This window comes from Pseudomonas sp. NFACC25, from assembly GCF_900100935.1.
Lineage (GTDB): Bacteria > Pseudomonadota > Gammaproteobacteria > Pseudomonadales > Pseudomonadaceae > Aquipseudomonas > Aquipseudomonas marginalis.
In genome coordinates, this window is record NZ_FMUC01000008.1 from 16,357 (window position 1) to 40,329 (window position 23,973).

Below are 23,973 nucleotides of genomic sequence, written 5' to 3' on the forward strand. Positions count from 1 at the left end.
ATGGCTCGTACTACTCCGATTAGCCGCTACCGTAACATCGGTATCGTTGCTCACGTGGATGCTGGTAAAACCACCACCACCGAGCGCGTACTGTTTTACACCGGCAAAAGTCACAAAATGGGCGAGGTGCATGATGGCGCCGCGACCACAGACTGGATGGTTCAGGAGCAGGAGCGTGGTATTACCATTACTTCTGCTGCTATTACCGCCTTCTGGAAAGGTTCCGAGAAGCAGTACAAAGATGAGCACCGCTTCAACGTTATCGATACCCCAGGCCACGTAGACTTCACTATTGAAGTTGAACGTTCCCTGCGCGTACTCGACGGCGCTGTCGTTGTGTTCTGCGGTACCTCGGGTGTCGAGCCTCAGTCGGAAACCGTATGGCGTCAAGCCAACAAATACGGCGTTCCACGTCTTGTTTATGTAAACAAGATGGACCGTGCTGGTGCCAACTTCCTGCGCGTGATCGGTCAGATCAAGCAGCGTCTGGGTCACACTCCGGTGCCAATCCAATTGGCTATCGGTTCCGAAGACAACTTCCAGGGCCAGATCGATCTGATCAACATGGAAGCGGTCTACTGGAATGACGCTGACAAGGGTATGGTTCCTGTTCGCAAGCCTATCCCTGCAGAATTGCAGGAACTGGCTGACGAGTGGCGCAACAACATGGTTGAGGCTGCCGCCGAAGCCAGCGAAGAGCTGATGAACAAGTACCTCGAAGGTGAAGAACTCACCAACGTGGAAATCAAGGCCGCTCTGCGTCAGCGTACTATCGCTGGTGAGATCGTCTTGGCTGTTTGCGGTTCTTCCTTCAAGAACAAGGGTGTTCCCCTGGTTCTCGACGCCGTGATCGACTACCTGCCTGCTCCTACTGACATTCCTGCTATCAAGGGTACCAACCCTGATAATGAGGAAGAAGAGATGGAGCGTCATGCTGACGACAGCGAGCCGTTCTCGGCTCTGGCGTTCAAGATCGCTACCGACCCATTCGTGGGTACTCTGACCTTCGTCCGCGTTTACTCGGGCGTGTTGGCCTCCGGCGACGGCGTGATCAACTCGGTCAAAGGCAAGAAAGAGCGTGTGGGTCGTATGGTGCAAATGCACGCAAACGCCCGTGAAGAGATCAAGGAAGTGCGCGCTGGTGACATCGCGGCCTTGATCGGCATGAAGGACGTCACCACTGGTGAGACTTTGTGCGACGCTGCCAAGCCAATCATCCTGGTTCGCATGGACTTCCCGGAGCCGGTTATTTCGGTTGCCGTAGAGCCTAAGACCAAGGATGACCAGGAAAAAATGGGTATCGCTCTGGGCAAGCTTGCTCAGGAAGATCCATCTTTCCGCGTCAAAACTGATGAAGAGACTGGTCAAACGATCATCTCTGGCATGGGCGAGTTGCACCTGGACATCCTGGTTGACCGGATGCGCCGTGAGTTCAACGTCGAAGCCAACATCGGTAAGCCTCAGGTTTCCTATCGTGAGCGCATCACGAAAAACTGTGAAATCGAAGGCAAGTTCGTTCGTCAGTCCGGCGGTCGTGGTCAGTTCGGTCACTGCTGGATCCGTTTTGCTCCTGCTGACGAAGGTCAGGAAGGTCTGCAATTCGTGAACGAAGTAGTGGGTGGTGTTGTTCCTAAGGAATACATCCCTGCTATCCAGAAGGGTATCGAAGAGCAGATGAAGAACGGTGTTGTTGCCGGCTATCCGCTGATCGGCCTGAAAGCAACCGTTTTTGACGGTTCTTACCACGACGTCGACTCCAACGAGATGGCGTTTAAGGTGGCTGCTTCCATGGCAACCAAGCAACTGGCCCAGAAGGGCGGTGGTGAGTTGCTTGAGCCAATCATGGCGGTAGAAGTTGTTACACCTGAAGACTATATGGGTGATGTCATGGGCGACCTTAACCGTCGTCGCGGCATGATCTTGGGTATGGAAGACACGGTTTCCGGCAAAGTGATTCGCGCCGAGGTTCCGTTGGGTGAGATGTTCGGTTATGCGACCGACGTTCGCTCCATGTCCCAGGGTCGCGCAAGCTACTCTATGGAATTCAAAAAATACAACACAGCTCCGGCGCACATCGCTGAAACTGTATCCAAAAAACAAGGCTGATTCAGTCCTTTAGGCAAGGAGTTAATTGTCGTGGCTAAAGAAAAATTTGATCGTTCCCTACCGCACGTCAACGTTGGCACTATCGGTCACGTTGACCACGGTAAAACCACTCTGACCGCAGCTCTGACTCGCGTCTGCTCCGAGGTTTTCGGTTCTGCAGTCGTTGATTTCGATAAAATCGACAGCGCTCCAGAAGAAAAAGCTCGTGGTATCACCATCAACACCGCGCACGTCGAGTACAACTCGAAGATCCGTCACTACGCTCACGTTGACTGCCCAGGTCACGCTGACTATGTGAAGAACATGATCACTGGTGCTGCCCAGATGGACGGCGCGATCCTGGTTTGCTCGGCCGCTGATGGTCCGATGCCACAAACCCGTGAGCACATCCTGCTGTCCCGTCAGGTAGGCGTTCCGTACATCGTGGTTTTCCTGAACAAGGCTGACCTGGTAGACGACGCTGAGCTGCTGGAACTGGTTGAGATGGAAGTGCGCGATCTGCTGAGCACTTACGACTTCCCAGGCGACGACACTCCGATCATCATCGGTTCTGCTCGTATGGCGCTGGAAGGCAAAGACGATAACGAAATGGGCACCACTGCCGTTCGTAAACTGGTTGAAACCCTGGACAGCTACATCCCAGAACCAGTTCGTCTGACCGACAAGCCGTTCCTGATGCCAATCGAAGACGTATTCTCGATCTCCGGTCGTGGTACTGTTGTGACTGGTCGTATCGAGCGCGGTATCGTTCGCGTTCAAGATGCGCTGGAGATCGTTGGTCTGCGTGACACTACCAACACTGTCTGCACTGGTGTTGAAATGTTCCGCAAGCTGCTCGACGAAGGTCGTGCTGGCGAGAACTGCGGCGTTCTGCTGCGTGGTACCAAGCGTGACGACGTTGAGCGTGGCCAGGTTCTGGTTAAGCCAGGTTCGGTTAAGCCGCACACCAAGTTCACCGCAGAAGTTTACGTTCTGAGCAAGGAAGAAGGCGGTCGTCACACTCCGTTCTTCAAAGGCTACCGTCCACAGTTCTACTTCCGTACTACTGACGTGACTGGTAACTGCCAGCTGCCAGAAGGCGTTGAAATGGTAATGCCAGGCGATAACATCCAAATGGAAGTTACCCTGATCAAGACCATCGCAATGGAAGACGGTCTGCGCTTCGCTATCCGTGAAGGCGGCCGTACCGTTGGTGCTGGTGTTGTAGCTAAAATCATCGAGTAAGCGTCTCTTCTGAGATAGCTTCGATGCTTTGAAAAGCCCCCGCTCAGCGGGGGCTTTTTTATTGGGTTGACACCTATCTAGGGCGTCTATAGAATTGCGCCTCCTTTTAACGGGCGTATTGCGCTCGCTGGGAATAGCAGCCGGAGTCTGAAATCCAATGCAAAATCAGCAAATCCGTATCAGGTTGAAGGCTTTTGACCATCGCCTGATCGACCAATCCACCCAGGAAATCGTGGAAACCGCGAAACGTACTGGTGCTCAAGTGCGTGGTCCAATTCCACTGCCTACCCGTAAAGAGCGGTTCACCGTTCTGGTCTCCCCGCACGTCAACAAAGACGCGCGTGACCAGTACGAGATCCGTACTCATAAGCGCGTACTGGACATCGTCCAGCCAACGGATAAAACCGTTGATGCTCTTATGAAGCTTGATCTGGCGGCCGGTGTGGAAGTACAGATCAGCCTCGGCTAAGACTTGGGTCTTAGTCGTGTAACGCTCTGAAATGGGCGGCCATAGCGGGTGAAAGCCCCGTACACTCATGAGGTTTACAACATGACTATTGGTGTAGTCGGTCGTAAATGCGGTATGACCCGTATTTTCACCGAAGAAGGTGTCTCCATTCCGGTTACGGTCATTGAGATCGAGCCGAATCGCGTCACCCAGTTCAAAACTGAAGAAACCGATGGCTATCGTGCAGTGCAAGTCACTGTCGGCGAGCGTCGCGCTTCGCGTGTGACTGCTGCTCAAGCAGGTCACTTCGCTAAAGCAAACGTTGCAGCTGGTCGTACTGTCATGGAGTTCCGTCTTGAAGAAGGCGACTACCAGGCTGGCGATCTGATCAACGCTGAAATCTTCGCCGCTGGTCAACTGGTTGATGTAACCGGTCAGTCCAAGGGTAAAGGCTTCCAGGGTACGATCAAGCGTTGGAATTTCCGTGGTCAAGACAACACTCACGGTAACTCCGTTTCCCACCGCGTCCCGGGCTCTATTGGCCAGTGCCAGACTCCTGGTCGTGTATTCAAGGGCAAAAAAATGTCCGGTCATATGGGCGCTGAGCGCGTGACCGTGCAGTCCCTCGAAGTAGTGCGCGTCGACGCTGAACGCAATCTGTTGTTGGTCAAGGGTGCTGTTCCTGGCGCTACTGGCGGCAACCTGGTTGTACGTCCAGCGGCCAAGGCTCGCGGTTAAGGGGAAGCTGACATGCAATTAAATGTAAATGACGCTCAAGCGATCGAAGTTTCCGAACTGACATTTGGCGGCGAATTCAACGAGACGCTGGTTCACCAAGCAGTCGTGGCCTACATGGCCGGCGGCCGTCAAGGTAGCAAGCAGCAAAAGACCCGTTCCGACGTTCGTGGTGGCGGTAAGCGCCCTTGGCGTCAGAAAGGTACTGGCCGTGCTCGTGCCGGTACTATCCGTAGCCCAATCTGGCGCGGCGGCGGTACCACTTTCGCAGCTCGTCCGCAGGATCACTCTCAGAAGCTCAACAAGAAGATGTATCGCGCAGCACTGCGCTCCATCCTTGCTGAACTCGTGCGTACTGATCGCCTGGTCGTGGTTCAGGACTTCGCTGTTGAAAGTCCAAAAACCAAAGATCTGCTGGGCAAACTGAACAACATGAGCCTGACCGACGTTTTGATCGTGTCTGAAGCTGTTGATCAGAACCTGTACCTGGCTGCTCGTAACCTGCCACACGTTGATGTACGTGACGTGCAAGGTTCCGATCCAGTTAGTCTGATCGCATACGACAAGGTGTTGATCACCGTGTCGGCCGTGAAGAAATTCGAGGAGCTGCTGGGATGAACCAGGAACGCGTATTTAAAGTTCTGCTTGGCCCGCACGTTTCCGAAAAGGCTACGGTTCTGGCTGACAAGAAAGGCCAGTTCGTTTTCAAGGTTGCAACTGACGCAACCAAGCTGGAAATCAAGAAGGCCGTCGAAAGCCTGTTCAGCGTGAAAGTTGAGCGTGTTACTACCCTGAATGTTCTGGGTAAGAGCAAGCGCACTGCTCGCGGTCTGGGCAAGCGTAATGACTGGAAGAAGGCAGTTATCTCCCTTCAGCCAGGCCAAGATCTCGATTTCAGCAGCAGTGCTGAGTAAGGAAGGGGTGCATCATGGCAATCGTTAAATGCAAACCGACTTCCCCTGGCCGCCGTTTTGTGGTCAAGGTGGTCAACCAGGAGCTGCATAAAGGCGCTCCTCACGCACCGCTGCTCGAGAAGAAATCGAAGACTGGTGGTCGTAACAACAATGGTCGTATTACCACTCGTCACATTGGTGGTGGCCATAAGCAGCATTATCGTCTGGTCGATTTCCGTCGCAACGACAAAGATGGCATCGCTGCCACTGTCGAGCGTATCGAATACGATCCAAACCGTACTGCTCACATCGCTCTGCTGCTGTACGCAGATGGCGAGCGTCGCTACATCATCGCGCCTAAAGGTGTGAGTGCTGGCGACCAGCTGATCGCAGGTGCCTTGGCACCGATCAAGCCGGGCAACGCTCTGCAACTGCGTAATATTCCAGTTGGTAGCACCGTACACGGCATCGAATTGAAGCCAGGTAAAGGCGCGCAAATCGCTCGTTCCGCTGGTGCTTCGGCTCAGCTGATCGCTCGTGAAGGTGTCTACGTGACCCTGCGTCTGCGTTCTGGTGAGATGCGTAAAGTGCTGGCTGAATGCCGCGCGACCCTGGGTGAAGTCTCGAACTCCGAGCACAGCCTGCGTTCGCTGGGTAAAGCTGGTGCCAAACGCTGGCGTGGCGTTCGCCCAACCGTTCGTGGTGTTGCCATGAACCCGGTTGACCACCCACACGGTGGTGGTGAAGGTCGTACCTCTGGTGGTCGTCATCCGGTATCGCCATGGGGCTTCCCGACTAAGGGCGCGAAGACTCGTGGTAATAAGCGTACCGACAAAATGATCGTCCGTCGTCGCAAGTAAATAGAGGGATACGACAGTGCCACGTTCTCTGAAAAAAGGTCCTTTTATTGATCTTCACCTACTGAAGAAGATCGAAGTGGCGGCGGAAAAGAACGATCGCAAACCAGTTAAGACCTGGTCGCGTCGTTCGATGATCCTGCCACAAATGGTCGGTCTGACCATCGCTGTACACAACGGTCGTCTGCACGTCCCAGTTCTCGTTAACGAAGACATGGTCGGCCACAAACTAGGCGAGTTTGCCGGTACCCGCACTTATCGTGGGCACGTGGCAGACAAGAAAGCCAAGCGTTAAGGGGTAAGGAAATGGAAGTAGCCGCTAAGTTGTCGGGCGCTCGAATCTCCGCCCAGAAAGCCCGCTTGGTCGCCGACCAGATCCGCGGGAAGAAGGTGGGCGAAGCGCTCAACCTGTTGGCTTTCAGCAGTAAGAAAGCCGCCGAGATCATGAAGAAAGTGCTGGAGTCGGCCGTAGCCAACGCCGAGCATAACGAAGGCGCAGACGTTGATGACCTGAAGGTCAGCACCGTTTTCGTCAACGAAGGGCGTTCGCTGAAGCGCATCATGCCGCGTGCCAAAGGCCGTGCTGATCGCATCGTCAAGCGGTCTTGCCATATCACTGTCAAGGTTGCTGACAAGTAACGGAGTCGAAGAGATGGGTCAGAAAGTACATCCCATTGGCATTCGCCTGGGAATCGTCAAGGAGCACACCTCCGTCTGGTACGCAGACGGTCGGACTTATGCGGACTATTTGTTCGCTGATCTGAAGGTGCGTGAGTATCTCCAAGACAAACTAAAAAGCGCGTCCGTAAGCCGTATCGATATCCATCGTCCGGCGCAAACTGCACGTATCACCATCCACACCGCTCGTCCAGGTATCGTTATCGGGAAGAAAGGTGAAGATGTTGAGAAACTGCGTCAGGACCTGACCAAGCAAATGGGTGTGCCTGTGCACATCAATATCGAAGAGATCCGCAAGCCGGAGCTCGACGGTATGCTGGTTGCGCAGAGCGTAGCTCAGCAGCTGGAGCGTCGCGTAATGTTCCGTCGCGCTATGAAGCGCGCCGTACAGAACGCCATGCGCATTGGTGCCAAAGGCATCAAAATCCAAGTGAGCGGTCGTCTCGGCGGTGCTGAAATCGCACGTACTGAATGGTATCGCGAAGGTCGTGTGCCACTGCACACCCTGCGTGCCGACATCGACTATGCCAACTACGAAGCTCACACCACTTACGGTGTGATCGGTGTAAAGGTTTGGATCTTCAAAGGCGAAGTAATTGGTGGTCGCCAAGAAGAACTGAAACCACAAGCACCAGCGCCTCGTAAAAAAGCTGCTAAGTAAGGGGTACGCCAAATGTTGCAACCAAAGCGTACGAAGTTCCGCAAGCAGATGACAGGCCACAACCGTGGTCTGGCTCAGCGCGGTAGCAAAGTCAGCTTCGGCGAGTTCGCGCTGAAGTCTGTAGCTCGTGGTCGTCTCACCGCTCGTCAGATCGAGTCAGCGCGTCGTGCACTGACCCGTCACGTTAAACGTGGCGGCAAGATCTGGATCCGTGTATTCCCGGACAAGCCGATCTCCAAAAAGCCTCTCGAGGTTCGGATGGGTAAAGGTAAGGGTAACGTGGAATACTGGGTAGCCCAGATTCAGCCAGGCAAAGTCCTGTATGAAATCGAGGGTGTAACTGAAGAGCTGGCGCGTGAGGCTTTTGCCCTGGCTGCTGCAAAGCTGCCGCTCGCCACCGCCTTTGTTAAACGGACGGTGATGTGATGAAAGCGAATGAACTTCGTGAAAAATCCGCACAGCAGCTGAACGAGCAACTGCTCGGCCTGCTGCGCGACCAGTTCAATCTGCGTATGCAGAAAGCAACTGGCCAGTTGGGGCAGTCTCATCTGCTCTCGCAAGTTAAGCGTGACATCGCTCGCGTGAAGACTGTGCTCAACCAGCAGGCAGGTAAGTGATCATGGCTGAAGCCGAAAAGACTGTCCGTACGCTGACTGGCCGTGTTGTCAGCGACAAGATGGACAAAACCATCACCGTTTTGATCGAGCGTCGCGTTAAGCACCCGATCTACGGTAAATATGTTAAGCGTTCGACTAAGCTGCACGCGCACGACGAAACCAATCAGTGCCACATCGGCGACAAAGTCACTATTCGTGAAACTCGTCCGCTGGCCAAGACCAAGTCTTGGGCATTGGTTGATGTTCTCGAACGCGCTGTGGAAGTCTAAGGACTAGGGGTCGGAGAAATTATATGATTCAGACTCAATCCATGCTCGATGTGGCCGATAACAGCGGCGCTCGCCGTGTTATGTGCATCAAGGTGCTGGGTGGCTCCCATCGTCGTTACGCTGGTATCGGTGACATCATCAAGGTTACCGTCAAGGAAGCAATTCCTCGCGGTAAAGTGAAAAAAGGCCAAGTGATGACTGCTGTTGTAGTCCGCACTCGTCACGGCGTACGTCGTGCAGATGGCTCCATTATCCGCTTTGATGGCAACGCTGCTGTTCTTCTGAACAACAAGCAAGAGCCGATCGGCACCCGTATCTTTGGGCCAGTGACCCGTGAACTTCGTACTGAGAAGTTCATGAAGATCGTCTCGCTCGCCCCAGAAGTGCTGTAAGGAGATCCGACATGCAAAAGATTCGTCGTGACGACGAGATCATCGTGATCGCCGGCAAAGACAAAGGTAAGCGCGGTAAGGTGCTTAAGGTTCTCGCTAATAACCGTCTGGTTATCGGTGGTCTGAACCTGGTCAAGCGTCATACCAAGCCTAACCCGATGTCGGGCGTGCAGGGCGGTATCGTCGAGAAAGAAGCTCCGCTGGACGCTTCTAACGTCGCCATCTTCAACGGCGAAACCAACAAGGCTGACCGCGTTGGTTTCAAAGTAGAAGACGGTAAGAAAATTCGTGTCTTCAAGTCGACCCAAAAAGCGGTTGATGCTTGAACACTGCTAGGTAGATTAGACCATGGCACGACTACAAGAGATTTACCGGAAGGAAATCGCCCCTAAGCTTAAGGAAGAACTTAAGCTTGGGAACGTGATGGAAGTTCCGCGCGTTACCAAAATCACCCTGAACATGGGTCTGGGCGAAGCGATCGGTGACAAAAAAGTCATCGAGCACGCTGTTGCTGACCTGGAAAAGATCACCGGCCAGAAAGTCGTTGTGACCTACGCTCGCAAATCCATCGCTGGCTTTAAAGTCCGTGAAGGTTGGCCGATCGGCGTCAAAGTGACTCTGCGCCGTGAGCGTATGTACGAATTCCTGGATCGTCTGCTGTCGATCTCCCTGCCTCGGGTTCGCGACTTCCGCGGCCTGAATGCCAAGTCCTTCGATGGTCGTGGTAACTACAGCATGGGCGTGAAAGAGCAGATCATCTTCCCGGAAATCGACTACGACAAGATCGATGCTCTCCGCGGTCTGGACATCACCCTGACCACCACTGCCAAGAACGATGATGAAGGTCGCGCCCTGTTGCGTGCTTTCAAATTCCCGTTCCGCAACTGATTGGAGTAGGACCATGGCCAAGATGAGCATGAAAAACCGCGAGCTGAAGCGTCAGCTCACGGTTGCCAAGTACGCCAAGAAGCGTGCAGCACTGAAAGCAATCATCGTTGATCTGAACGCAAGTCCAGAAGCGCGTTGGGAAGCTACAGTTGCCCTGCAGAAGCAGCCACGTGACGCAAGCGCTTCGCGCATGCGTAACCGCTGCCGCCTGACCGGTCGTCCACACGGCGTTTACCGCAAGTTCGGCCTCGGCCGTAACAAACTGCGTGAAGCGGCAATGCGTGGTGACGTACCAGGTCTGGTTAAAGCCAGCTGGTAAGTACTTTCAGCGTCCAGGTGGTCTGAATCGAAAGATACTGACCGCCGGTGACCTTGAATCTGGAACAAGCCCCTTTTGGGGCTTGTTTCATTTCCGGAGTGTGTCTAAAATACGCGGCTCGCCTGAGCCCGTGTTTTTTACCCGGAAGTTCTCAGCGACATATGTAGCCGCAAGGCTAATTTTTTTGTATTAGGAGCGTCTAGCCCATGAGTATGCAGGACCCGTTAGCGGACATGCTAACTCGTATCCGTAATGCCCAGATGGCTGAAAAGTCCGTCGTAAGCATGCCGTCTTCCAAGTTGAAGGTTGCTGTTGCCAAAGTCCTGAAAGACGAAGGCTACATTGCGGGTTATCAGATCAGCAGCGAAATCAAACCACTGCTGTCCATCGAGCTGAAGTACTTCGAAGGCCGTTCGGTCATCGAGGAAGTGAAGCGCGTTAGCCGTCCAGGCCTGCGTCAGTACAAGTCCGCTGAAGATCTGCCGAAAGTTCGTGGCGGTCTGGGCGTGTCTATCGTCTCCACCAACAAAGGTGTGATGACGGATCGTGCTGCGCGCGCTGCCGGTGTCGGCGGCGAAGTTCTTTGCACTGTGTTCTAAGGGGGGATAAGCATGTCTCGCGTCGCTAAGAACCCCGTTAAGCTGCCAGCCGGTGTCGAAGTCAAATTCGCAGGCCAACAGCTTTCGGTGAAGGGTGCCAAGGGCACTCTTGAACTGAATATCCATTCGTCCGTTGAGATCGTTGAAGAAGCTGGTGAGCTGCGTTTCGCTGCTCGCAATGGCGATCAACAAACTCGCGCAATGGCTGGTACCACGCGTGCGTTGGTAAACAACATGGTCCAAGGCGTAAGCCAAGGCTTCGAGCGTAAGCTCCAGCTGGTCGGTGTTGGTTACAAAGCGCAAGCAAAAGGCACGGTTTTGAACCTGGCCCTTGGCTTCTCGCACCCAGTGGATTACGAACTGCCGGAAGGCATCACCGCTGAGACTCCTAGCCAGACCGATATCCTGATCAAGGGCATCGATAAGCAACTGGTAGGTCAAGTGGCTGCTGAGATCCGCGACTTCCGTCCACCAGAGCCGTACAAAGGCAAAGGTGTGCGCTACGCGGACGAAGTCGTCCGTCGTAAAGAAGCCAAGAAGAAGTAGGGCATAGCAAATGACCGACAAAAAAGTTACTCGACTGCGTCGCGCTCGCAAAGCACGCCTGAAAATGCACGAACTCGAAGTCGTGCGTCTCTGCGTGTTCCGCTCGTCGCAGCACATCTACGCCCAGGTCATCTCGGCCGACGGCAACAAAGTCCTGGCCAGCGCCTCGACTTTGGATAAAGAACTGCGTGATGGTGCCACTGGCAACATCGACGCGGCCACAAAGGTTGGCCAGCTGGTCGCTACGCGTGCTAAGGCCGCTGGCGTCTCGCAAGTGGCTTTCGACCGCTCTGGCTTCAAGTACCACGGCCGCGTTAAAGCGCTGGCTGATGCTGCTCGTGAAGCTGGGCTGGAGTTCTAAGTTATGTCAAATAACGACCAAAAGCGCGACGAAGGCTACATTGAGAAGCTGGTTCAAGTTAACCGCGTAGCCAAAACCGTTAAAGGCGGCCGTATCTTCACTTTCACCGCGTTGACCGTGGTGGGTGATGGTAAAGGGCGCGTTGGCTTCGGCCGTGGCAAGTCACGTGAAGTGCCTGCTGCGATCCAGAAGGCAATGGAAGCTGCTCGTCGCAACATGATCCAAGTTGATCTGAACGGCACCACGCTGCAGTACGCAATGAAGTCCGCTCACGGCGCTTCGAAGGTGTACATGCAGCCTGCTTCTGAAGGTACCGGTATCATCGCTGGCGGCGCTATGCGTGCTGTCCTCGAGGTTGCTGGCGTTCAGAACGTTCTGGCCAAGTGCTATGGCTCGACTAACCCGGTAAACGTGGTTCACGCCACTTTCAAGGGTTTGAAAGCTATGCAATCTCCTGAATCCATTGCCGCCAAGCGTGGCAAAAGCGTCAAGGAGATCTTCTGATCATGGCTACCGTTAAAGTAACGCTGATCAAAAGCATGACCGGCCGCATCCCTAACCACAAATTGTGCGTTAAGGGTTTGGGTCTGCGTCGCATCGGTCACACTGTAGAAGTCCAGGATACTCCCGAGAATCGCGGGATGATCAACAAGGCTTACTACATGCTGCGTGTCGAGGGTTAATCGATGAAACTCAATGATCTGAGTCCAGCGCCGGGTTCCCGTCGCGAAAAGCATCGTCCGGGCCGTGGTATCGGTAGCGGTTTGGGTAAGACTGGTGGCCGTGGCCACAAAGGTCAAACCTCCCGCTCCGGTGGCACCATTGCTCCAGGCTTTGAAGGCGGTCAACAGCCGCTGCATCGTCGCCTGCCTAAGTTCGGCTTCGTTTCCCTGAAGGCCATGGACCGCGCAGAAGTGCGTCTGTCCGAGCTGGCTAAAGTGGAAGGCGACATCGTTACTGTGCAGACCCTGAAAGATGCCAACGTGATCAACGTCAACGTACAGCGTGTGAAAATCATGCTGTCCGGTGAAGTGACTCGCGCTGTCACTATCGGCAAGGGAATCGGCGCCACCAAAGGTGCGCGTTCGGCTATCGAAGCAGCTGGCGGCAAGTTCGAGGAATAAATGGCTAAGCAAGGTGCTCTCTCAGCGCTCGGCAAAGGCGGTATGTCTGAACTTTGGGCTCGTCTGCGTTTTCTGTTCCTGGCGATTATCGTCTACCGAATAGGCGCACACATCCCGGTTCCAGGTATCAACCCGGACCGACTCGCAGACCTGTTTCGACAGAATGAGGGGACCATTCTTAGCTTGTTCAACATGTTTTCTGGCGGTGCGCTGGAACGGATGAGCATTTTTGCACTGGGGATCATGCCGTACATCTCGGCATCGATCATCATGCAACTGATGACCGCCGTCAGCCCGCAGCTGGAGCAGTTGAAGAAGGAAGGTGAAGCTGGCCGTCGCAAGATTAGCCAGTACACCCGCTACGGCACTGTCATCCTCGCCCTGGTCCAAGCTATCGGCATGTCCGTTGGCCTGGCTGGGCAGGGTGTTGCGTTCACTGGTGACTTTGGCTTCCATTTCGTCGCGGTATCCACGTTTGTGGCTGGTGCGATGTTCATGATGTGGCTGGGTGAGCAGATTACTGAGCGTGGTGTTGGTAACGGTATCTCGATGTTGATTTTCGCAGGTATCGTCGCCGGTCTTCCGAGAGCAATCGGGCAGTCTTTCGAGTCTGCACGTCAGGGTGATATCAATATCTTCGCCCTGGTTGCCATCGGTTTGCTGGCAGTAGCGATTATCGGTTTTGTGGTGTTCATTGAGCGTGGCCAGCGTCGTATTGCTGTTCACTACGCCAAGCGTCAGCAGGGCCGTAAGGTTTTTGCTGCGCAGACCAGCCACTTGCCGCTGAAAGTGAATATGGCCGGTGTTATTCCGGCAATTTTCGCGAGCAGCATTTTGCTGTTTCCGGCTTCGTTGGGTACCTGGTTTGGTCAGTCTGAAAATATGGGCTGGCTGCAGGACCTCTCTCAGTCGATCGCTCCTGGTCAGCCGTTGAATATTCTGCTGTTTAGTGCAGGGATTATTTTCTTCTGCTTCTTCTATACGGCGTTGATGTTCAATCCGAAAGACGTAGCGGAAAACCTGAAGAAGTCCGGTGCCTTTATTCCGGGTATTCGTCCAGGTGAGCAGTCGGCACGCTACATTGATGGCGTTCTGACTCGTTTGACCCTGTTCGGTGCTCTATATATGACGGCCGTGTGCTTGTTGCCCCAGTTCCTGGTGGTTGCAGCAAACGTTCCGTTCTACCTTGGCGGGACCTCGTTGCTGATCGTGGTCGTGGTTGTGATGGACTTCATGTCCCAAGTACAATCGCACCTCGTTTCGCACCAGTACGAATCCCTGATGAAGAAAGCCAACCTGAAGGGTTACGGCAGCGGCATGTTGCGCTGAGTACCCATAAGGTTCGAGGAGTTGGTGATGAAAGTTCGTGCATCGGTGAAAAAGCTGTGCCGTAACTGCAAGATTATTCGCCGCGAAGGTGTTGTTCGAGTAATTTGCAGCGCGGAACCGCGTCACAAACAGCGCCAAGGCTGAGTGTGATCCGCTTGAAGCCCGGCAGCTAGTGCGCTGCCGGGTTGATTATTTGTTATTACAGCGATATTATCTCGCGCCCTATTTCTTGGCTTCCGGGGCGTAGGTAGCTGTCAATTGGAGTCCCACTGAATGGCCCGTATTGCAGGCGTTAACATTCCAGATAACAAGCACACTGTTATCTCGCTGACCTACATCTATGGTGTTGGTCGCACTACTGCGCAGAAAATTTGCGCGGTTGCTGGGGTAAACCCAGCCGCTAAGATCAAGGATCTGAGCGACGAGCAGATTGAATTGCTGCGTGGCGAAGTGGCGAAGTTCACCACTGAAGGTGACCTGCGTCGCGAAATCAACATGAAAATCAAGCGTTTGATGGACCTCGGTTGCTATCGCGGTCTGCGTCATCGTCGTGGTCTTCCAGTGCGCGGTCAGCGTACCAAGACTAACGCGCGTACCCGTAAAGGTCCGCGTAAGCCGATCCGCAAGTAATCGCCCCAGCGAATCGACAGGAAAATTATCATGGCAAAACCTGCTGCTCGTCCTCGTAAAAAAGTTAAAAAGACAGTGGTTGATGGCATCGCCCACATCCATGCATCTTTTAACAACACCATCGTGACCATCACCGACCGTCAAGGTAACGCGCTTTCTTGGGCTACCTCCGGTGGTTCGGGTTTCCGCGGTTCCCGCAAGTCCACGCCGTTTGCTGCTCAAGTAGCTGCTGAACGTGCTGGTCAAGCTGCGCTGGAATATGGCCTGAAAAACCTCGACGTTAACGTCAAAGGTCCAGGTCCAGGTCGTGAGTCTGCTGTCCGTGCTTTGAACGGCTGTGGCTATAAGATCGCCAGCATCACCGACGTGACGCCAATCCCGCACAACGGGTGCCGTCCGCCGAAGAAGCGCCGCGTGTAATCCAGGAGATTGTAAAGAATGGCTCGTTACATTGGTCCAAAATGCAAACTCGCTCGTCGCGAAGGCACCGATCTCTTCCTGAAGAGCGGCGTGCGCGCGATCGAATCGAAGTGCAACATTGAAGCAGCACCTGGTATCCACGGCCAACGCCGCGGTCGCCAGTCCGATTACGGCACCCAACTGCGTGAAAAGCAGAAGGTCCGTCGTATCTACGGCGTTCTCGAGCGTCAGTTCAGCGGCTACTACAAAGAAGCTGCTGGCAAGAAAGGTGCAACCGGTGAAAACCTGCTGCAACTGCTCGAATGCCGTCTGGACAACGTTGTATACCGTATGGGCTTTGGTTCGACTCGTGCCGAATCCCGTCAGCTGGTATCGCACAAGTCGATCAGCGTTAACGGTCAGACCGTAAACGTTCCGTCCTACCAGGTTCGTGCTGGTGACGTGGTCGCAGTTCGCGAGAAAGCAAAAAACCAACTTCGCATTGTCCAAGCTCTCGATCTGTGTGCCCAACGTGGCCGCGTAGAATGGGTAGAAGTAGACACTGAGAAGAAGTCGGGCGTTTTCAAGAACGTTCCTGCTCGCAGTGATCTGTCCGCCGACATCAACGAAAGCCTGATTGTCGAGCTCTACTCCAAGTAAGGGCTAGAAAATAGGTGCATCCATGCAGATTTCGGTAAATGAGTTCCTGACACCCCGCCACATTGATGTGCAGGTTGTCAGTCCAACCCGCGCCAAGATCACTCTCGAGCCTCTCGAGCGTGGTTTTGGCCACACCCTGGGCAACGCGCTGCGCCGCATCCTGTTGTCCTCAATGCCCGGCTGTGCAGTAGTCGAGGCCGAGATTGACGGTGTGCTCCACGAGTACAGCGCCATCGAAGGTGTACAGGAAGACGTAATTGAAATCCTGTTGAACCTTAAAGGTCTGGCTATCAAGCTGCACGGCCGTGACGAAGTTACGCTGACCTTGTCGAAGAAGGGTTCGGGGGTGGTTACCGCTGCCGATATTCAGCTGGATCATGATGTCGAGATCGTTAACCCCGATCACGTAATCGCTAACCTGGCGTCTAACGGCGCCCTGAACATGAAGCTCACCGTAGCTCGTGGTCGTGGTTATGAACCGGCCGACTCGCGTCAGAGCGATGAAGACGAAAGCCGCAGCATTGGTCGCTTGCAGCTTGACTCTTCGTTCAGCCCGGTTCGCCGTATCGCATACGTGGTGGAAAACGCCCGTGTCGAGCAGCGTACTAACCTGGACAAGCTGGTTATTGATCTGGAAACCAACGGTACTCTGGATCCTGAAGAGGCTATCCGCCGCGCTGCAACCATTCTGCAACAGCAGTTGGCTGCGTTCGTCGACCTCAAAGGTGACAGCGAACCAGTGGTAATCGAGCAGGAAGACGAGATCGATCCGATCCTGCTTCGCCCGGTTGACGATCTGGAACTGACTGTACGTTCGGCTAACTGCCTTAAGGCGGAAAACATTTACTACATCGGCGACCTGATTCAGCGTACCGAAGTAGAACTGTTGAAGACTCCGAACCTGGGCAAGAAATCCTTGACTGAAATCAAGGACGTTCTGGCCTCCCGCGGTCTGTCCCTCGGCATGCGCCTCGACAACTGGCCGCCTGCAAGTCTTAAGAAGGACGACAAGGCGACTGCCTGATCGTCGTAATCACCGAACGTGAGTTTGGTAAGGAATGAACCATGCGTCATCGTAAAAGTGGTCGTCACCTGAGCCGTACCAGCTCGCACCGCAAGGCCATGTTTCAAAACATGGCGGTGTCGCTGTTCGAGCACGAGCTGATCAAAACTACACTGCCGAAAGCTAAAGAACTGCGTCGCGTTGCTGAGCCGCTGATCACTTTGGCCAAGACAGACAGCCTGGCTAACCGCCGTCTGGCTTTCGACCGTACTCGTTCGAAAGCTATCGTTGGTAAGCTCTTCAACGACCTGGGCAAGCGTTACGCTACCCGTGAGGGTGGCTACCTGCGCATCCTCAAGTGCGGTTTCCGCGCTGGCGACAACGCGCCTATGGCGTACGTCGAGTTGGTTGATCGTGCTACTGCCGGCGAAGCTGTAAGCGCCGAGTAAGACGACAAGCTGTAACGAAGAACCGGGCCTAGTGCCCGGTTTTTTGTGCGCGTAACAAAAGCGCGATGTGTACAAGCTTCCTCAGACAGCGCTCAGCACTATGTGCGCGGGGGTATTGTTAGTTATTCTCTATTGAAGCTTACGATTTAATGAATTTGTAGGTGTCATGTTGATGGTCAATACTCCCTCCAAGCCGATTAGCCGGCAGTTCCAAGTCCGACCTGAGGAAAATTGAGCATGAGCCAGAATAAAATCCTTACCACCGCCAGCGGCGCTCCCGTTGCGGATAACCAGAATTCCCGTTCAGCCGGCCCGCGCGGCCCGCTGCTTCTTGACGATTTTCACCTGATCGAGAAACTTGCCCATTTCAACCGTGAAAACATCCCTGAGCGTCGCGTACACGCCAAAGGGTCGGGTGCCTACGGTACTTTTACGGTCACCCGGGACATCACCCAGTACACCAGCGCCAAATTGTTCGAGTCCGTTGGTAAGCAAACTCCAACGTTCCTGCGTTTCTCTACTGTGGGCGGTGAGCGTGGTTCCGCAGACACCGAGCGCGATCCCCGTGGTTTTGCCTTGAAGTTCTACACCGAAGAAGGTAATTGGGACATCGTGGGTAACAACACACCGGTGTTCTTCATACGCGATCCGCTGAAATTCCCCGATTTCATCCACACTCAGAAGCGGTTACCGCAAAGCAACCTGAAAAGCGCGCAAATGATGTGGGACTTCTGGTCGCACTCTCCAGAAGCGCTGCACCAGGTCACCATTCTGTTTTCGGATCGTGGTATTCCCGATGGCTACCGTCATATGCATGGCTTTGGCAGCCACACCTACAGCTTGATTAACGCCCGCGGTGAGCGGCACTGGGTGAAGTGGCACTACAAAACCAAGCAAGGCATCAAGAACCTGGCGCCGGCTGAGGCGGCCCGCCTGGCCGGTACTGATCCTGATTACGCCCAGCGTGATCTGTTTGGTGCGATCGAGCGCGGTGACTTCCCGAAATGGCGGGTCTGCATCCAGATCATGACCGAGGCCCAGGCGAACGCCCATTACGAGAATCCGTTTGATGTGACCAAAACCTGGTCGCAGAAAGAATTCCCGTTGATTGAAGTGGGTGAGCTGGAACTTAACCGCAATCCGCAGAACTACTTCGCTGAAGTAGAGCAGGCTGCATTTGGCCCAAGCAACATGGTTCCAGGCGTTGGCCTGTCGCCAGACCGTATGCTCCAAGGTCGGGTTTTCGCTTACGCAGATGCTCACCGCTACCGTGTGGGTACCAACCACCAGCAATTGCCGGTGAATGCTCCGCGCAGCCCGGTCAACAGCTACCAGCGTGATGGCTCGATGGCATTTGGCAGCAATGGTGGTGCGACTCCGAACTACGAACCGAACAGCTACGCCGAAGCTCCGAAGCAAGCGCCACAGTACGCCGAGCCTGCATTGCCCTTGAGCGGTGCGGCTGATCGTTACGATCACCGTGAAGATACCGACTACTACAGCCACGCAGGTGCGCTGTTCCGCCTGATGAATGATGAGCAGAAAGCACTGCTCACCAATAACATCGCCGGCGCAATGAGCGGTGTCTCCAGTGATGTGGTCCAGCGTCAACTGCAGCACTTCTATAAGGCAGATCCTGCTTATGGAGACGCAATCGCAAAGGCACTGGGTGTATCGCTTAACTGACTCTAAACGATAAGCAGAACCGCCCTCATTTGGGCGGTTTTTGCGTTATTTCAGCTACTTTTCTGCGGAAATCTTCACTTTTCTGCCGTTAGTCCCGTGACCTCCGAGTCAGCATGGTTCAAACTACAGACTTTCAAGCAGGGAGATGTAGGGCGATGCAAGGTCACCCCGACGTAATCGATTACCTCAACACGTTGCTGACGGGCGAACTGGCAGCTCGTGATCAATATTTCATCCACTCGCGCATGTACGAAGACTGGGGTTTTACCGAACTCTACGAGCGTATCAACCACGAAATGGAAGAAGAGGCACAGCACGCCGATGCACTGATGCGTCGTATCCTGATGCTCGAAGGTACGCCACGTATGCGTCCCGACGATCTGGATGTGGGTACCAGCGTACCTGACATGCTTGCAGCCGATCTTCGTCTTGAATACAAGGTGCGTGCCGCTCTCTGCAAGGGCATCGAGCTCTGCGAACAGCACAGCGACTTCGTCACGCGGGAAATCCTGCGCGTGCAGTTGAACGATACCGAAGAAGATCACACCTACTGGCTGGAAAAGCAGTTGGGCTTGATCAAGCTGATTGGCCTGGAAAACTACCTGCAATCGCAGTTCTGATTTCCTACAAAAAAGCCCCTGTCACCTCAGCAGTGACAGGGGCTTTTTATTGAGCCTGATAAATCAGGCCCGGTCGCGCGCCAGCAATGGTTTCAAGTAGTAACCCGTATGCGATTGTGGCATCTCGGAGACCTGCTCCGGCGTACCCACCGCAATGATCTGGCCGCCCTTGGATCCGCCTTCCGGCCCTAGATCCACCAGCCAGTCGGCCGTCTTGATCACATCCAGGTTGTGCTCGATCACCACCACGGTGTTGCCGTGATCACGCAAGCGGTGCAACACATCCAGCAATTGCTGAATATCAGCAAAGTGCAGGCCGGTTGTCGGTTCGTCCAGGATATACAAGGTCTTGCCCGTATCGCGTTTGGACAGCTCGCGAGACAGCTTCACCCGCTGCGCTTCACCACCGGACAGTGTGGTCGCCGACTGCCCCAGCTTGATATACGACAGGCCCACATCCATCAGCGTCTGCAGCTTGCGCGCAAGCGCCGGAACCGCATCAAAGAACACCCGCGCTTCTTCGATGGTCATCTCCAGGGTTTCGTGGATGCTCTTGCCCTTGTACTTGATCTCCAGGGTTTCGCGGTTGTAGCGCTTGCTCTTGCACACATCGCACGGCACGTAGATGTCCGGGAGGAAGTGCATTTCCACCTTGATCAGGCCATCGCCCTGGCACGCTTCGCAGCGACCGCCCTTGACGTTGAACGAGAAGCGGCCTGGCCCGTAGCCCCGTGAACGGGATTCCGGCACGCCAGCAAACAGCTCACGAATAGGCGTGAACAGCCCGGTGTAGGTCGCCGGGTTGGAGCGCGGTGTGCGGCCAATCGGGCTTTGGTCGATATCGACCACCTTGTCCAGGTGTTCCAGGCCCTTGATGCTGTCGTGCGCGGCGGCTTCCAGGGTGGTGGCGCCGTTCAAGGCGGTGGCACTCAAGGGGAACAGCGTGTTGTTGATCAGCGTCGACTTGCCTGAGCCGGAAACACCGGTCACGCAGGTCAGCAGGCCCAGTGGTATTTCCAGGTCAACATTGCGCAAGTTGTTGCCACGCGCGCCCTTGAGGTGCAATGCCATCTTCTTGTTGCGCGGTGTACGCTTGGCTGGCACTGCGATCTTCACGCGGCCGGACAGGTACTTGCCGGTCAACGAGTCGGGATGTGCCATTACCTCCGCAGGCGTGCCCTCGGCGACAATATGTCCTCCATGCACGCCGGCGCCTGGGCCAATATCCACCACATAGTCCGCCAGGCGAATCGCGTCTTCATCGTGCTCGACCACGATCACCGTATTGCCGATATCCCGCAGGTGCTTCAGCGTGCCCAGCAGGCGATCGTTATCCCGCTGGTGCAGGCCAATCGAAGGCTCATCGAGGATGTACAACACCCCCACCAGGCCGGCACCAATCTGGCTGGCCAGGCGAATTCGCTGCGCTTCACCACCGGACAACGTATCCGCGCTGCGATCCAGCGACAGATAGTCCAGGCCAACGTTAACCAGGAACTGCAAGCGCTCGCGGATCTCCTTGAGGATCTTGTCGGCAATTTCCCCACGGCGTCCGGTGAGCTTCAGTACACCAAAGTATTCACAGGCATCGCCGATCGGCAGGTTGGTCACCGCCGGCAACGTCTTCTCACCCACCCATACATGCCGCGCCTCACGGCGCAGGCGAGTGCCCCGGCAATCCGGGCAAGGTTGGGTGCTGAGGAATTTCGCCAGCTCCTCGCGCACACTCGCCGATTCAGTCTCGCGGTAGCGCCGCTCCAGGTTCGGCACGATGCCTTCGAACGGGTGGGAGCGCTTGACGATGTCGCCACGGTCGTTCAGGTACTTGAAGTCGACGTTCTGCGAGCCGCTGCCATTAAGGATGACTTTCTGCTGGTCTGCTGGCAGTTGGTTGAAAGGTACTTCAAGGCTGAACTTGTAATGGGCCGCCAACGACCCGAGCATCTGGAAGTAGTAGACGTTACGCCTGTCCCAGCCGCGGATCGCGCCCTCCGCCAATGTCAGGTCGCCGTTGACCAGGCGCTTGATGTCGAAGAATTGCTTCACGCCCAGGCCATCGCAGGTCGGGCAGGCACCGGCCGGGTTGTTGAAGGAGAACAGCTTGGGCTCCAGCTCGCTGATGGCGTGGCCACAGATCGGGCAGGCAAAGCGCGCGGAGAAGATGATCTCTTCACCCGGCTCGTCATCCATCGGCGCCACCAGGGCAATGCCATCCGCCAGCTTCAACGCGGTCTCGAACGATTCCGCCAGACGCTGCTGCAGGTCGGACCGCACCTTGAAGCGATCGACCACGACATCAATCGAGTGCTTCTTCTGCTTGTCGAGTTTCGGCGCTTCGTCCAGCTCATACAGCTTGCCGTTGATACGCGCACGTACGAAACCTTGAGCACGCAGCTCTTCGAATACAGAGAGGTGTTCGCCCTTGCGCTCGCGAATCACCGGCGCCAGCAGCATCAGCTTGGCACCTTCCGGTTGGGCCAGCACCAGGTCGACCATCTGGCTGACGGTCTGGGCCTCCAGCGGAATGTCGTGGTCCGGGCAGCGCGGGATGCCTACCCGCGCGTACAGCAGGCGCAGGTAGTCGTAGATTTCGGTGATGGTGCCCACGGTGGAACGCGGGTTGTGGGAGGTCGACTTCTGCTCAATGGAAATCGCCGGCGACAGGCCTTCAATGGTGTCGACGTCCGGCTTTTCCATCATCGACAGGAACTGCCGGGCATAGGCCGACAGCGATTCCACATAGCGACGCTGACCTTCGGCATACAGCGTGTCGAACGCCAGGGACGATTTGCCGGAGCCGGACAAGCCGGTGATGACGATCAGTTTGTCCCGGGGCAGGGTCAGGTCGATGTTCTTCAGGTTGTGGGTTCTAGCCCCACGAATCAGGATCTTGTCCAAGATGGCCTCGCACGGCGGGCGTAAATAATGCAGGAGTATACGGCTAAAGACTGGATGAATATACACTGTCAAAGTGCCGGGTGCAGCCTTACATGAAAGCTGCGCGGCAAAGCGCCGCATATACCCTCTCACTCGATGGGACTGGTAGAATCGCCGCCGGTTCACACGAGGTTTTTCCATGCACGATCCCCACAGCGAACGCATGAGTAGCGGCGAGACCCGAGCAGCAAGCGGTCTGGCCCTGGTGTTCGCGTTCCGTATGCTTGGCATGTTCATGGTGTTGCCGGTGCTGGCGACCTATGGAATGGATCTGGCAGGCGCAACCCCCGCGCTGATCGGCCTGGCGATTGGCGCCTATGGCCTGACCCAGGCGATTTTTCAGATTCCGTTCGGAATCATTTCCGACCGGATTGGCCGGCGTCCGGTGATTTACCTCGGGCTGATTGTCTTCGCCCTCGGCAGCGTGCTCGCGGCACAATCCGATTCGATCTGGGGCGTGATCGCCGGACGCATCCTGCAAGGTGCCGGGGCGATTTCCGCTGCCGTCATGGCGCTGCTTTCCGACCTGACCCGTGAGCAACACCGCACCAAGGCCATGGCCATGATCGGCATGACCATCGGTCTGTCGTTCGCCGTGGCCATGGTCGTGGGCCCGTTGCTGACGCGCGCCTTTGGCTTGCACGGCTTGTTCCTTGCCACCGGCGGCATGGCGTTGTTCGGGATCGTGATCGTGGCCTTCATGGTGCCGCGCTCCACCGGCACGTTGCAGCACCGTGAGTCGGGCGTCGCACGCAAGGCCCTGTTGCCGACGCTCAAGCACCCGGACCTGTTGCGCTTGGATTTAGGTATCTTCGTATTACACGCAATGCTGATGTGCAGCTTCGTCGCCTTGCCCCTGGCGCTGGTGGAAAAAGCCGGGCTGCCCAAGGAACAGCACTGGTGGGTCTACCTCACGGCACTGCTGATTTCGTTCTTCGCCATGATCCCGTTCATTATCTATGGCGAGAAGAAACGCAAAATGAAACGAGTTTTGCTCGGCGCCGTAGCGACATTGATGCTCACTGAACTATTCTTCTGGCAGTTCGGCGACAGCCTACGGGCGCTGGTCATCGGTACGGTGGTGTTCTTCACCGCGTTCAACTTGCTGGAAGCTTCGTTGCCTTCGCTGATCAGTAAAGTTTCACCGGCCGGTGGCAAGGGCACGGCAATGGGGGTGTATTCCACCAGCCAGTTCCTGGGTTCGGCGTTGGGCGGCATCATGGGCGGCTGGATGTTCCAGCATGGCGGTTTGTCGGTTGTGTTCCTTGGATGCGCCGGGCTGGCTGCACTTTGGTTGGCCTTTGCTGTTACCATGCGCGAACCTCCCTACGTCACAAGCCTGCGTTTGCCGCTATCGCCTGAGGCGATCCGTGAAAGCGGCCTGGTAGAGCGCCTGAAGGCCGTCGTAGGGGTAACGGATGCTGTCGTGGTCGCGGAAGAGGCGGCCATTTACATCAAATTGGACACCGAATTATTGGATCGCGCGACGCTCGAGCAACTGGTCAACCCAGTGCCGACAGCGCGCCCAGCATAGGAGAACGTT

Annotated in this window: 34 protein-coding genes; 33 read left to right on the forward strand and 1 reads right to left on the reverse strand. The window is 55.4% G+C overall.

Features of this window, described 5'->3' with window-relative positions; genetic code table 11:
* The 32 genes from fusA (at position 1) to bfr (ending at position 19,493) form a co-directional block, all read left to right on the forward strand.
* Complete coding sequence (gene fusA / locus BLQ09_RS18440) at positions 1-2,106, forward strand: elongation factor G (protein ID WP_003210087.1); 2,106 nt, start codon at positions 1-3, stop codon at positions 2,104-2,106.
* Between the two features lie 30 nt (positions 2,107-2,136).
* Positions 2,137-3,330, forward strand: coding sequence for an elongation factor Tu (tuf, locus tag BLQ09_RS18445; protein WP_027605166.1), 1,194 nt, complete (start codon positions 2,137-2,139; stop codon positions 3,328-3,330).
* A gap of 157 nt (positions 3,331-3,487) precedes the next feature.
* On the forward strand, positions 3,488-3,799 hold the full coding sequence (gene rpsJ, locus BLQ09_RS18450; RefSeq protein WP_003186070.1) for a 30S ribosomal protein S10: 312 nt from the start codon (positions 3,488-3,490) through the stop codon (positions 3,797-3,799).
* 81 nt (positions 3,800-3,880) lie between these two features.
* Positions 3,881-4,516 (forward strand): 50S ribosomal protein L3, encoded by a 636-nt coding sequence (gene rplC / locus BLQ09_RS18455; RefSeq protein WP_007253310.1) that lies wholly within the window; start codon positions 3,881-3,883, stop codon positions 4,514-4,516.
* Positions 4,517-4,528: 12 nt separating this feature from the next.
* Entirely contained in the window at positions 4,529-5,131 is a 603-nt protein-coding gene (gene rplD, locus BLQ09_RS18460) for a 50S ribosomal protein L4 (RefSeq protein ID WP_003176424.1), read from the forward strand.
* Positions 5,128-5,427: a 50S ribosomal protein L23 gene (rplW, locus tag BLQ09_RS18465; protein ID WP_002555488.1), complete on the forward strand. Its 300-nt coding sequence runs from the start codon at positions 5,128-5,130 to the stop codon at positions 5,425-5,427. The genes rplD and rplW overlap by 4 nt, the downstream gene beginning before the upstream one ends.
* A gap of 14 nt (positions 5,428-5,441) precedes the next feature.
* Positions 5,442-6,266, forward strand: a complete 825-nt coding sequence (gene rplB / locus BLQ09_RS18470) for a 50S ribosomal protein L2 (protein ID WP_003210080.1) — start codon at positions 5,442-5,444, stop codon at positions 6,264-6,266.
* Positions 6,267-6,282: 16 nt separating this feature from the next.
* The gene (rpsS, locus tag BLQ09_RS18475) at positions 6,283-6,558 is read left to right on the forward strand and encodes a 30S ribosomal protein S19 (protein WP_003232420.1); all 276 of its coding nucleotides are present in this window, start codon (positions 6,283-6,285) and stop codon (positions 6,556-6,558) included.
* 11 nt (positions 6,559-6,569) lie between these two features.
* A complete protein-coding gene (rplV, locus tag BLQ09_RS18480) occupies positions 6,570-6,902 on the forward strand; it encodes a 50S ribosomal protein L22 (RefSeq protein ID WP_003103908.1) in 333 nt (110 codons plus the stop codon).
* A gap of 13 nt (positions 6,903-6,915) precedes the next feature.
* The gene (gene rpsC, locus BLQ09_RS18485; protein ID WP_003176422.1) at positions 6,916-7,602 is read left to right on the forward strand and encodes a 30S ribosomal protein S3; all 687 of its coding nucleotides are present in this window, start codon (positions 6,916-6,918) and stop codon (positions 7,600-7,602) included.
* Positions 7,603-7,614: 12 nt separating this feature from the next.
* On the forward strand, positions 7,615-8,028 hold the full coding sequence (gene rplP / locus BLQ09_RS18490) for a 50S ribosomal protein L16 (RefSeq protein WP_003232424.1): 414 nt from the start codon (positions 7,615-7,617) through the stop codon (positions 8,026-8,028).
* The gene (gene rpmC, locus BLQ09_RS18495) at positions 8,028-8,219 is read left to right on the forward strand and encodes a 50S ribosomal protein L29 (protein ID WP_002555481.1); all 192 of its coding nucleotides are present in this window, start codon (positions 8,028-8,030) and stop codon (positions 8,217-8,219) included. The genes rplP and rpmC overlap by 1 nt, the downstream gene beginning before the upstream one ends.
* A gap of 2 nt (positions 8,220-8,221) precedes the next feature.
* Complete coding sequence (gene rpsQ, locus BLQ09_RS18500; protein ID WP_003176419.1) at positions 8,222-8,488, forward strand: 30S ribosomal protein S17; 267 nt, start codon at positions 8,222-8,224, stop codon at positions 8,486-8,488.
* Positions 8,489-8,511: 23 nt separating this feature from the next.
* Positions 8,512-8,880 (forward strand): 50S ribosomal protein L14, encoded by a 369-nt coding sequence (rplN, locus tag BLQ09_RS18505; protein ID WP_002555479.1) that lies wholly within the window; start codon positions 8,512-8,514, stop codon positions 8,878-8,880.
* A gap of 11 nt (positions 8,881-8,891) precedes the next feature.
* Positions 8,892-9,206, forward strand: coding sequence for a 50S ribosomal protein L24 (gene rplX / locus BLQ09_RS18510; protein WP_003176416.1), 315 nt, complete (start codon positions 8,892-8,894; stop codon positions 9,204-9,206).
* Between the two features lie 22 nt (positions 9,207-9,228).
* Positions 9,229-9,768 (forward strand): 50S ribosomal protein L5, encoded by a 540-nt coding sequence (gene rplE, locus BLQ09_RS18515; RefSeq protein ID WP_003194642.1) that lies wholly within the window; start codon positions 9,229-9,231, stop codon positions 9,766-9,768.
* Positions 9,769-9,781: 13 nt separating this feature from the next.
* Positions 9,782-10,087, forward strand: a complete 306-nt coding sequence (gene rpsN / locus BLQ09_RS18520; RefSeq protein WP_003176414.1) for a 30S ribosomal protein S14 — start codon at positions 9,782-9,784, stop codon at positions 10,085-10,087.
* 206 nt (positions 10,088-10,293) lie between these two features.
* The gene (gene rpsH, locus BLQ09_RS18525; RefSeq protein ID WP_003176413.1) at positions 10,294-10,686 is read left to right on the forward strand and encodes a 30S ribosomal protein S8; all 393 of its coding nucleotides are present in this window, start codon (positions 10,294-10,296) and stop codon (positions 10,684-10,686) included.
* A 12-nt stretch (positions 10,687-10,698) separates the two neighbouring features.
* Positions 10,699-11,232 carry a 50S ribosomal protein L6 gene (gene rplF / locus BLQ09_RS18530; RefSeq protein ID WP_003176412.1) on the forward strand — a complete coding sequence of 178 codons (534 nt, stop codon included), beginning with the start codon at positions 10,699-10,701 and terminating at the stop codon, positions 11,230-11,232.
* Positions 11,233-11,242: 10 nt separating this feature from the next.
* On the forward strand, positions 11,243-11,593 hold the full coding sequence (gene rplR / locus BLQ09_RS18535; RefSeq protein WP_003186037.1) for a 50S ribosomal protein L18: 351 nt from the start codon (positions 11,243-11,245) through the stop codon (positions 11,591-11,593).
* Between the two features lie 3 nt (positions 11,594-11,596).
* Positions 11,597-12,097 carry a 30S ribosomal protein S5 gene (gene rpsE, locus BLQ09_RS18540; RefSeq protein ID WP_003186035.1) on the forward strand — a complete coding sequence of 167 codons (501 nt, stop codon included), beginning with the start codon at positions 11,597-11,599 and terminating at the stop codon, positions 12,095-12,097.
* Positions 12,098-12,099: 2 nt separating this feature from the next.
* Entirely contained in the window at positions 12,100-12,276 is a 177-nt protein-coding gene (rpmD, locus tag BLQ09_RS18545) for a 50S ribosomal protein L30 (RefSeq protein ID WP_003176408.1), read from the forward strand.
* Positions 12,277-12,279: 3 nt separating this feature from the next.
* The gene (rplO, locus tag BLQ09_RS18550) at positions 12,280-12,717 is read left to right on the forward strand and encodes a 50S ribosomal protein L15 (protein WP_003176407.1); all 438 of its coding nucleotides are present in this window, start codon (positions 12,280-12,282) and stop codon (positions 12,715-12,717) included.
* A complete protein-coding gene (secY, locus tag BLQ09_RS18555; protein ID WP_003176406.1) occupies positions 12,718-14,046 on the forward strand; it encodes a preprotein translocase subunit SecY in 1,329 nt (442 codons plus the stop codon).
* 27 nt (positions 14,047-14,073) lie between these two features.
* Complete coding sequence (gene rpmJ / locus BLQ09_RS18560; protein WP_002555468.1) at positions 14,074-14,190, forward strand: 50S ribosomal protein L36; 117 nt, start codon at positions 14,074-14,076, stop codon at positions 14,188-14,190.
* Positions 14,191-14,319: 129 nt separating this feature from the next.
* Positions 14,320-14,676, forward strand: a complete 357-nt coding sequence (gene rpsM / locus BLQ09_RS18565) for a 30S ribosomal protein S13 (protein ID WP_024077676.1) — start codon at positions 14,320-14,322, stop codon at positions 14,674-14,676.
* Between the two features lie 30 nt (positions 14,677-14,706).
* Positions 14,707-15,096: a 30S ribosomal protein S11 gene (gene rpsK, locus BLQ09_RS18570; protein ID WP_002555466.1), complete on the forward strand. Its 390-nt coding sequence runs from the start codon at positions 14,707-14,709 to the stop codon at positions 15,094-15,096.
* Between the two features lie 18 nt (positions 15,097-15,114).
* On the forward strand, positions 15,115-15,735 hold the full coding sequence (gene rpsD / locus BLQ09_RS18575; RefSeq protein WP_003176404.1) for a 30S ribosomal protein S4: 621 nt from the start codon (positions 15,115-15,117) through the stop codon (positions 15,733-15,735).
* Positions 15,736-15,757: 22 nt separating this feature from the next.
* The gene (gene rpoA, locus BLQ09_RS18580) at positions 15,758-16,759 is read left to right on the forward strand and encodes a DNA-directed RNA polymerase subunit alpha (RefSeq protein ID WP_003176403.1); all 1,002 of its coding nucleotides are present in this window, start codon (positions 15,758-15,760) and stop codon (positions 16,757-16,759) included.
* Positions 16,760-16,800: 41 nt separating this feature from the next.
* Positions 16,801-17,187: a 50S ribosomal protein L17 gene (gene rplQ, locus BLQ09_RS18585; RefSeq protein WP_003176402.1), complete on the forward strand. Its 387-nt coding sequence runs from the start codon at positions 16,801-16,803 to the stop codon at positions 17,185-17,187.
* A 237-nt stretch (positions 17,188-17,424) separates the two neighbouring features.
* Positions 17,425-18,873 (forward strand): catalase, encoded by a 1,449-nt coding sequence (locus BLQ09_RS18590; protein WP_027605167.1) that lies wholly within the window; start codon positions 17,425-17,427, stop codon positions 18,871-18,873.
* A gap of 155 nt (positions 18,874-19,028) precedes the next feature.
* The gene (gene bfr / locus BLQ09_RS18595) at positions 19,029-19,493 is read left to right on the forward strand and encodes a bacterioferritin (protein WP_017525959.1); all 465 of its coding nucleotides are present in this window, start codon (positions 19,029-19,031) and stop codon (positions 19,491-19,493) included.
* Positions 19,494-19,556: 63 nt separating this feature from the next.
* On the opposite strand, the gene uvrA is transcribed toward bfr, so the two are convergent.
* Complete coding sequence (gene uvrA / locus BLQ09_RS18600; RefSeq protein WP_092358183.1) at positions 19,557-22,391, reverse strand: excinuclease ABC subunit UvrA; 2,835 nt, start codon at positions 22,389-22,391, stop codon at positions 19,557-19,559.
* 178 nt (positions 22,392-22,569) lie between these two features.
* Between uvrA and BLQ09_RS18605 the strand changes: the two genes are divergently transcribed.
* The gene (locus BLQ09_RS18605) at positions 22,570-23,964 is read left to right on the forward strand and encodes an MFS transporter (RefSeq protein ID WP_015886131.1); all 1,395 of its coding nucleotides are present in this window, start codon (positions 22,570-22,572) and stop codon (positions 23,962-23,964) included.
* Positions 23,965-23,973 lie beyond the last annotated feature (9 nt).

Bases quoted from the DNA above. Each gene is read 5' to 3' on its own strand.
- rpsN (WP_003176414.1), top strand. From the start codon at position 9,782: ATGGCCAAGATGAGCATGAAAAACCGCGAGCTGAAGCGTCAGCTCACG.
- rpmC (WP_002555481.1), top strand. From the start codon at position 8,028: ATGAAAGCGAATGAACTTCGTGAAAAATCCGCACAGCAGCTGAACGAG.
- rplF (WP_003176412.1), top strand. From the start codon at position 10,699: ATGTCTCGCGTCGCTAAGAACCCCGTTAAGCTGCCAGCCGGTGTCGAA.
- rplV (WP_003103908.1), top strand. From the start codon at position 6,570: ATGGAAGTAGCCGCTAAGTTGTCGGGCGCTCGAATCTCCGCCCAGAAA.
- rpsM (WP_024077676.1), top strand. From the start codon at position 14,320: ATGGCCCGTATTGCAGGCGTTAACATTCCAGATAACAAGCACACTGTT.
- rpmD (WP_003176408.1), top strand. From the start codon at position 12,100: ATGGCTACCGTTAAAGTAACGCTGATCAAAAGCATGACCGGCCGCATC.
- BLQ09_RS18605 (WP_015886131.1), top strand. From the start codon at position 22,570: ATGCACGATCCCCACAGCGAACGCATGAGTAGCGGCGAGACCCGAGCA.
- rplE (WP_003194642.1), top strand. From the start codon at position 9,229: ATGGCACGACTACAAGAGATTTACCGGAAGGAAATCGCCCCTAAGCTT.
- rpoA (WP_003176403.1), top strand. From the start codon at position 15,758: ATGCAGATTTCGGTAAATGAGTTCCTGACACCCCGCCACATTGATGTG.
- rplD (WP_003176424.1), top strand. From the start codon at position 4,529: ATGCAATTAAATGTAAATGACGCTCAAGCGATCGAAGTTTCCGAACTG.
- rpsJ (WP_003186070.1), top strand. From the start codon at position 3,488: ATGCAAAATCAGCAAATCCGTATCAGGTTGAAGGCTTTTGACCATCGC.
- rpsE (WP_003186035.1), top strand. From the start codon at position 11,597: ATGTCAAATAACGACCAAAAGCGCGACGAAGGCTACATTGAGAAGCTG.
- bfr (WP_017525959.1), top strand. From the start codon at position 19,029: ATGCAAGGTCACCCCGACGTAATCGATTACCTCAACACGTTGCTGACG.
- rplP (WP_003232424.1), top strand. From the start codon at position 7,615: ATGTTGCAACCAAAGCGTACGAAGTTCCGCAAGCAGATGACAGGCCAC.
- rplW (WP_002555488.1), top strand. From the start codon at position 5,128: ATGAACCAGGAACGCGTATTTAAAGTTCTGCTTGGCCCGCACGTTTCC.
- rplQ (WP_003176402.1), top strand. From the start codon at position 16,801: ATGCGTCATCGTAAAAGTGGTCGTCACCTGAGCCGTACCAGCTCGCAC.
- rplO (WP_003176407.1), top strand. From the start codon at position 12,280: ATGAAACTCAATGATCTGAGTCCAGCGCCGGGTTCCCGTCGCGAAAAG.
- rpsD (WP_003176404.1), top strand. From the start codon at position 15,115: ATGGCTCGTTACATTGGTCCAAAATGCAAACTCGCTCGTCGCGAAGGC.
- rplN (WP_002555479.1), top strand. From the start codon at position 8,512: ATGATTCAGACTCAATCCATGCTCGATGTGGCCGATAACAGCGGCGCT.
- rpsQ (WP_003176419.1), top strand. From the start codon at position 8,222: ATGGCTGAAGCCGAAAAGACTGTCCGTACGCTGACTGGCCGTGTTGTC.
- rplX (WP_003176416.1), top strand. From the start codon at position 8,892: ATGCAAAAGATTCGTCGTGACGACGAGATCATCGTGATCGCCGGCAAA.
- secY (WP_003176406.1), top strand. From the start codon at position 12,718: ATGGCTAAGCAAGGTGCTCTCTCAGCGCTCGGCAAAGGCGGTATGTCT.
- rpmJ (WP_002555468.1), top strand. From the start codon at position 14,074: ATGAAAGTTCGTGCATCGGTGAAAAAGCTGTGCCGTAACTGCAAGATT.
- rpsC (WP_003176422.1), top strand. From the start codon at position 6,916: ATGGGTCAGAAAGTACATCCCATTGGCATTCGCCTGGGAATCGTCAAG.
- rplR (WP_003186037.1), top strand. From the start codon at position 11,243: ATGACCGACAAAAAAGTTACTCGACTGCGTCGCGCTCGCAAAGCACGC.
- rplB (WP_003210080.1), top strand. From the start codon at position 5,442: ATGGCAATCGTTAAATGCAAACCGACTTCCCCTGGCCGCCGTTTTGTG.
- rpsK (WP_002555466.1), top strand. From the start codon at position 14,707: ATGGCAAAACCTGCTGCTCGTCCTCGTAAAAAAGTTAAAAAGACAGTG.
- fusA (WP_003210087.1), top strand. From the start codon at position 1: ATGGCTCGTACTACTCCGATTAGCCGCTACCGTAACATCGGTATCGTT.
- BLQ09_RS18590 (WP_027605167.1), top strand. From the start codon at position 17,425: ATGAGCCAGAATAAAATCCTTACCACCGCCAGCGGCGCTCCCGTTGCG.
- rplC (WP_007253310.1), top strand. From the start codon at position 3,881: ATGACTATTGGTGTAGTCGGTCGTAAATGCGGTATGACCCGTATTTTC.
- rpsH (WP_003176413.1), top strand. From the start codon at position 10,294: ATGAGTATGCAGGACCCGTTAGCGGACATGCTAACTCGTATCCGTAAT.